We start from the raw sequence: 4,906 nt of genomic DNA on the forward strand, positions 1-4,906 counted from the left end.
GACTCCATGAGCGCGCGCCGCGCGGTCACGCCCGCCCCGCACCCGACTTCGCGGCTCACGCCGCGCGTCTCCCCCGTCGAGCTCATGCACGCATCGTGAGCGATCCCGGACATCGTGTGCAACACGATTTTTCCGGCCCCTCGCCCGTGTGGCGCATGCTCCGGGTCCGACCGGGAAGCAGCTCCGAGGCGAGCGGAAACCGGCGGTGAACCGAGGGGGAATCGCCACGGAATCCGGGCTTCACGGTCCAGAAAGTGCCGATGTGCACCCTTGTGCGATTCGAATCGAGGGTCTTGGGTGGAACGAGCTCTGCCGGTCCGGCCGCACCGAGGGCGGACCGGTGGCATGGTGGAATCTCAGGAGGATCCCGACATGTCCGACTCGGTCAGCGACTGTACGAACGGAGCGGAGCCCCGCATCGCCCTCACCGAAGCCGAGGTGGAGGCGCTGGTCAGGGGAATCTGCTTCAAGACCGGCCCGCCCCGCACCGTCGGGGTCGAGCTGGAATGGCTCGTCCACGATCTGCGCGCGCCGCAGCTCCCCGTCACACCCGAACGACTCGAAGCGGCCTACGCCGCCCTGCGGGACGTGCCCCTCGGCTCGCCCCTCACCGTCGAACCCGGCGGCCAGCTGGAGCTGAGCTCGCCGCCCGCCGCCTCCCTCATGGAGTGCGTGCACACCGTCTCCGCCGATCTGGCCGCGGTCCGCGCGCCCCTGCGCGAGCAGGGACTCGCCCTCGTCGGCATCGGCACCGACCCCTGGCACCCACCGCGCCGGTTCCTGCACGAGCCGCGCTACGACGCCATGGAGGCCTGCCTCGACCGCACCGGCCCGGCGGGCCGCGCCATGATGTGCACCTCGGCGTCCGTGCAGGTCTGCCTGGACGCCGGCTACGAGGAGCCGGGCCCGCTCGGGCACGGCCGGCGCTGGTGGCTGTCGCACACCCTGGGCGCGGTGCTCGTGGCGGCCTTCGCCAACTCCCCGCTGCTCGGCGGCGTCCCCACCGGCTGGCGTTCCACGCGGCAGCTGCTGTGGATGGAGATCGGCGCCGGACGCGCGGGCGGGCCCGCCATGAACGGCGATCCGCGCGCGGCCTGGGCGCGGCACGTGCTGGACGCGCCGGTGATGTGCGTGCGGCGGACCGAGGGCGACTGGGAGGTGCCCGACCGCCTCACCTTCCGGCAGTGGACCCGAACGGGCGAACCGACCCGGGAGGATCTCGACTACCACCTCACCACCTTGTTCCCCCCGGTCAGACCGCGCGGCCATCTGGAACTGCGCATGATCGACGCCCAGCCCGGCGACGACGGCTGGCTGGTGCCGCTCGCCGTGACGACGGCCCTGTTCGAGGACCCGGAGACCGCCGAGTTCGCCTATCGCGCGGTCAAGCCGCTGGCCGAGCGGGCCCGGCCGCTGCCGGCCCCGCACAATCCGCTGTGGATCGACGCGGCCCGGCACGCGCTGACCGACCCCGAACTGCACGAGACGGCGATCGCCTGCTTCGCCGCCGCCCTGCGGGCCCTGCCCCGCCTCGGCGCCGACGACACCGTGCTGGAGGCCGTGACGGCCTACCGGGACCGCTACGTCCTCAAGGGGCGCACCCCCGCCGACGACCAGCTCGACCGCCTGCGCGGCACGGACGCCCGCGCACACGGGAAGGACCTCCGCCCATGACCGAGCCCGCCCTGGACGCGGAGCGCGCACCCGCCCCGGACGCCGCATCCGCCCCGGACGTCGCGCCCGCCTCGCACGCGGACGCCCCGGACCCCGAGGCGCTGCGCGCCCGCGCGCTCGCCTCGCTCACGACGGCCCGCGCCCGCACGACGCTGCTGACCGGCTGCGTCGAGGAAACCGACCTCGTCGCCCAGCACTCCCCGCTGATGTCCCCACTGGTGTGGGACCTCGCCCACATCGGCAACCAGGAGGAGTTGTGGCTGCTGCGCGCGGTGGCCGGCCAGGAGGCGATGCGCCCCGAGATCGACGGCCTGTACGACGCCTTCGAGCACTCGCGCGCCGAACGCCCCACGCTGCCCCTGCTGCCGCCCGCCGAGGCCCGTCGGTACGCGGCCGAGGTACGCGGCCGGGTCACCGACGTGCTGGAGTCCGCCGACTTCCACGGCACCCGGCTGACGGAGGCCGGATTCGCCTTCGGGATGATCGCGCAGCACGAACAGCAGCACGACGAGACCATGCTGATCACCCATCAGCTCCGCACGGGTCCGCCGGTCCTCACCGCCCCCGACCCCGCCCCCGTGCCGCTGTTCACCGGCCCGGCCGAAGTGCTGGTCCCCGGCGGCTCGTTCACCATGGGCACGTCCGGCGAGCCCTGGGCCCTGGACAACGAGCGCCCCGCGCACCGGCGCGAGGTGGCGCCCTTCCACATCGACACGACCCCCGTGACGAACGCGGCCTACCAGGCGTTCATCGAGGACGGCGGCTACGACGAGGAACGCTGGTGGACCAGCAAGGGCTGGGCGCACATCCGCGGGCACGGCATCCACGCGCCGCTGTTCTGGCGCCGTGACGGCGGGCAGTGGCTGCGCCGCCGGTTCGGCGTCACCGAGGTCGTGCCGCCCGACGAGCCGGTGCTGCACGTGTGCTGGTACGAGGCCGACGCCTACGCCCGCTGGGCCGGACGCCGGCTGCCCACCGAGGCCGAGTGGGAGAAGGCGGCCCGCTTCGACCCGGCGACCGGCGGCTCGACGCGCTACCCGTGGGGCGACGCCGACCCCGCGCCGCACCACGCCAACCTGGGCCAGCGCCATCTGCGTCCGGCCCCGGCGGGCAGCTACCCGGCCGGCTCCTCCCCGCTCGGCGTACGTCAGTTGATCGGCGACGTCTGGGAGTGGACGTCCAGCGACTTCCTTCCCTACCCGGGCTTTCGGGCGTTCCCGTACAAGGAGTACTCGGAGGTGTTCTTCGGGCCCGACCACAAGGTGCTGCGCGGCGGTTCGTTCGCGGTGGACCCGGTAGCCTGCCGGGGCACCTTCCGCAACTGGGACTACCCGATCCGGCGGCAGATCTTCTCCGGGTTCCGCACGGCACGCTCGGGGGCCGTCTGATGTGCCGTCACCTCGCCTACCTGGGGCCCGAGGAGACGCTCGGCAGGCTCCTCGTCGATCCCCCGCACGCGCTGTACCGCCAGTCGTGGGCGCCGCGACGGCAGCGCCACGGCACGGTCAACGCCGACGGCTTCGGGGTGGGCTGGTACGCCGAGGGCGACCCGGCGCCGGCCCGTTACCGCAGGGCCGGGCCCATCTGGGCGGACCTGTCCTTCGCCGACCTGGCCCGGGTCGTGCGCAGCCGGGCCGTGCTGGCCGCCGTCCGCGACGCCACCCTGGCCGGCGCCGACGCGGAGGCCGCGGCGGCCCCGTATGCGGCGGGCCCCTGGCTGTTCAGCCACAACGGGGCGGTCGCGGGCTGGCCGCGCTCGCTGGAGCGGCTGACGCGCACCCTGCCCGCCGCCGACCTGCTGTCGATGGAGGCCCGCAACGACTCCGCGTTCGTGTGGGCGCTGCTCCTGGCCCGGTTGCGCGCAGGGGATCCGGCGGGCCAGGCGCTGGCCGACACCGTCCTCGAGGTCGCCGCCGCGGCCCCCGGCTCCCGGCTCAACCTGCTCCTCACCGACGGGTCGGCCGTCGCCGCGACCGCCTGGGGCGACACCCTCTGGTATCTGGCGGACCCCGGCGGTGGCACGGCGGTCGTGGCCTCCGAACCGTACGACGACGATCCGCGCTGGCAGGAGGTCCCGGACCGGACCCTGCTCGTGGCGGGCCGCGCCGACGTCGCGCTCACCCCCCTCAAGGACCCGAGCGCGGACACGGCACCCGCACCATCCGAGGAAAGGCAGTCATGACCGGCACCCGCGCCTACGGCTACACCGACACCCTCGACGCCGAGCACTACGCCAGGGCTCTGCGCGCCGACATCCGCGGCGGACTGACCAGCGCCCCCAAGTCCACGGCGCCCACCTGGTTCTACGACGCCCGGGGCAGCGAGCTCTTCGAGGAGATCACCCAGCTCCCGGAGTACCCCTTGTGGCGGGCGGAGCTCGGATTGCTCCAGCTCCACGCCCGGGACGTGGCCGCGCAGACCGGGGCCCGCAGCATGATCGAGCTCGGGTCCGGGAGTTCGACGAAGTCCAGGCTGGTCATCGAGGCGCTGGGGCCGGCCGGCCTGAACTACGTGCCCGTCGACGTCAGCGCGGACGCACTCCAGCAGGCCGGCGCCCAACTCGTCCAGGACTATCCGGGGATCCGTCTGCACGCGCTCCGCGCCGACTTCACGGCCCCGCTCGTACTGCCGGCGCTGCCCGAGGAGGGGCCACGGCTGATCGCGTTTCTCGGCAGCACGCTGGGCAACTTCCGGCGCCCGGCCCGCGGCCCGTTCCTCCGCGGGCTCCGGGACGTCATGCGGCCCGAGGACTTCCTTCTGCTCGGCGCGGATCTGGTCAAGCCGGAGGACGAGATGATCGCCGCCTATGACGACGCGCAGGGCGTCACGGCCGAGTTCGACAAGAACCTGCTGCACGTCCTGAACCACGAGCTGGACGCCGACTTCGACCCGGACGCCTTCGACCACGTGTCGGTGTGGAACAGCGCCGAGAGTCTCATCGAGATGAGGCTGCGCAGTCGGGCCGAGCAGCTGGTGAAGATCCGGGAACTCGACCTGGCGGTGCAGTTCGAGCGCGGAGAGGAATGGATCACCGAGCGCAGCGCCAAGTTCACCGTGCCCGGGCTGCGGGAGGAGATGGCCGCGGCGGGCCTGCACACCCGTCGGCTCTGGTCCGACCCGAACGCCGGCTTCATGCTCGCCCTCGCCACCGCCCACTGAGTCGGCTCGCCGTCGGCCTGCGGGACGTCCCGCGGGCGGACGGCGAGCCGTGTGCCCGGCCCCGGCCCCGGAG

4 protein-coding genes are annotated in these 4,906 nt (G+C 73.6%); all 4 read left to right on the top strand.

Going from position 1 to position 4,906, the window contains the following annotated elements; translation table 11 throughout:
- Positions 1–372: 372 nt before the first annotated feature.
- Genes egtA through egtD form a run of 4 tightly spaced genes read left to right on the top strand, consistent with a single transcriptional unit; the run spans position 373 to position 4,833 of the window.
- Positions 373–1,674, top strand: coding sequence for an ergothioneine biosynthesis glutamate--cysteine ligase EgtA (egtA, locus tag ABT300_RS41360; protein ID WP_351687560.1), 1,302 nt, complete (start codon positions 373–375; stop codon positions 1,672–1,674).
- Positions 1,671–3,062, top strand: a complete 1,392-nt coding sequence (gene egtB, locus ABT300_RS41365) for an ergothioneine biosynthesis protein EgtB (protein ID WP_351687563.1) — start codon at positions 1,671–1,673, stop codon at positions 3,060–3,062. Before egtA ends, egtB begins: the two co-directional genes overlap by 4 nt.
- Positions 3,062–3,856, top strand: coding sequence for an ergothioneine biosynthesis protein EgtC (gene egtC / locus ABT300_RS41370; protein WP_351687565.1), 795 nt, complete (start codon positions 3,062–3,064; stop codon positions 3,854–3,856). Before egtB ends, egtC begins: the two co-directional genes overlap by 1 nt.
- Positions 3,853–4,833 (top strand): L-histidine N(alpha)-methyltransferase, encoded by a 981-nt coding sequence (gene egtD, locus ABT300_RS41375; RefSeq protein ID WP_351687568.1) that lies wholly within the window; start codon positions 3,853–3,855, stop codon positions 4,831–4,833. The genes egtC and egtD overlap by 4 nt, the downstream gene beginning before the upstream one ends.
- Positions 4,834–4,906 lie beyond the last annotated feature (73 nt).

It is taken from the genome of Streptomyces sp. NPDC001027, from assembly GCF_040299045.1.
Classification (GTDB): Bacteria; Actinomycetota; Actinomycetes; order Streptomycetales; family Streptomycetaceae; genus Streptomyces.

Coding starts and splice junctions, on each gene's coding strand:
- egtA (WP_351687560.1), top strand. CDS start 373: ATGTCCGACTCGGTCAGCGACTGTACGAACGGAGCGGAGCCCCGCATC.
- egtD (WP_351687568.1), top strand. CDS start 3,853: ATGACCGGCACCCGCGCCTACGGCTACACCGACACCCTCGACGCCGAG.
- egtB (WP_351687563.1), top strand. CDS start 1,671: ATGACCGAGCCCGCCCTGGACGCGGAGCGCGCACCCGCCCCGGACGCC.
- egtC (WP_351687565.1), top strand. CDS start 3,062: ATGTGCCGTCACCTCGCCTACCTGGGGCCCGAGGAGACGCTCGGCAGG.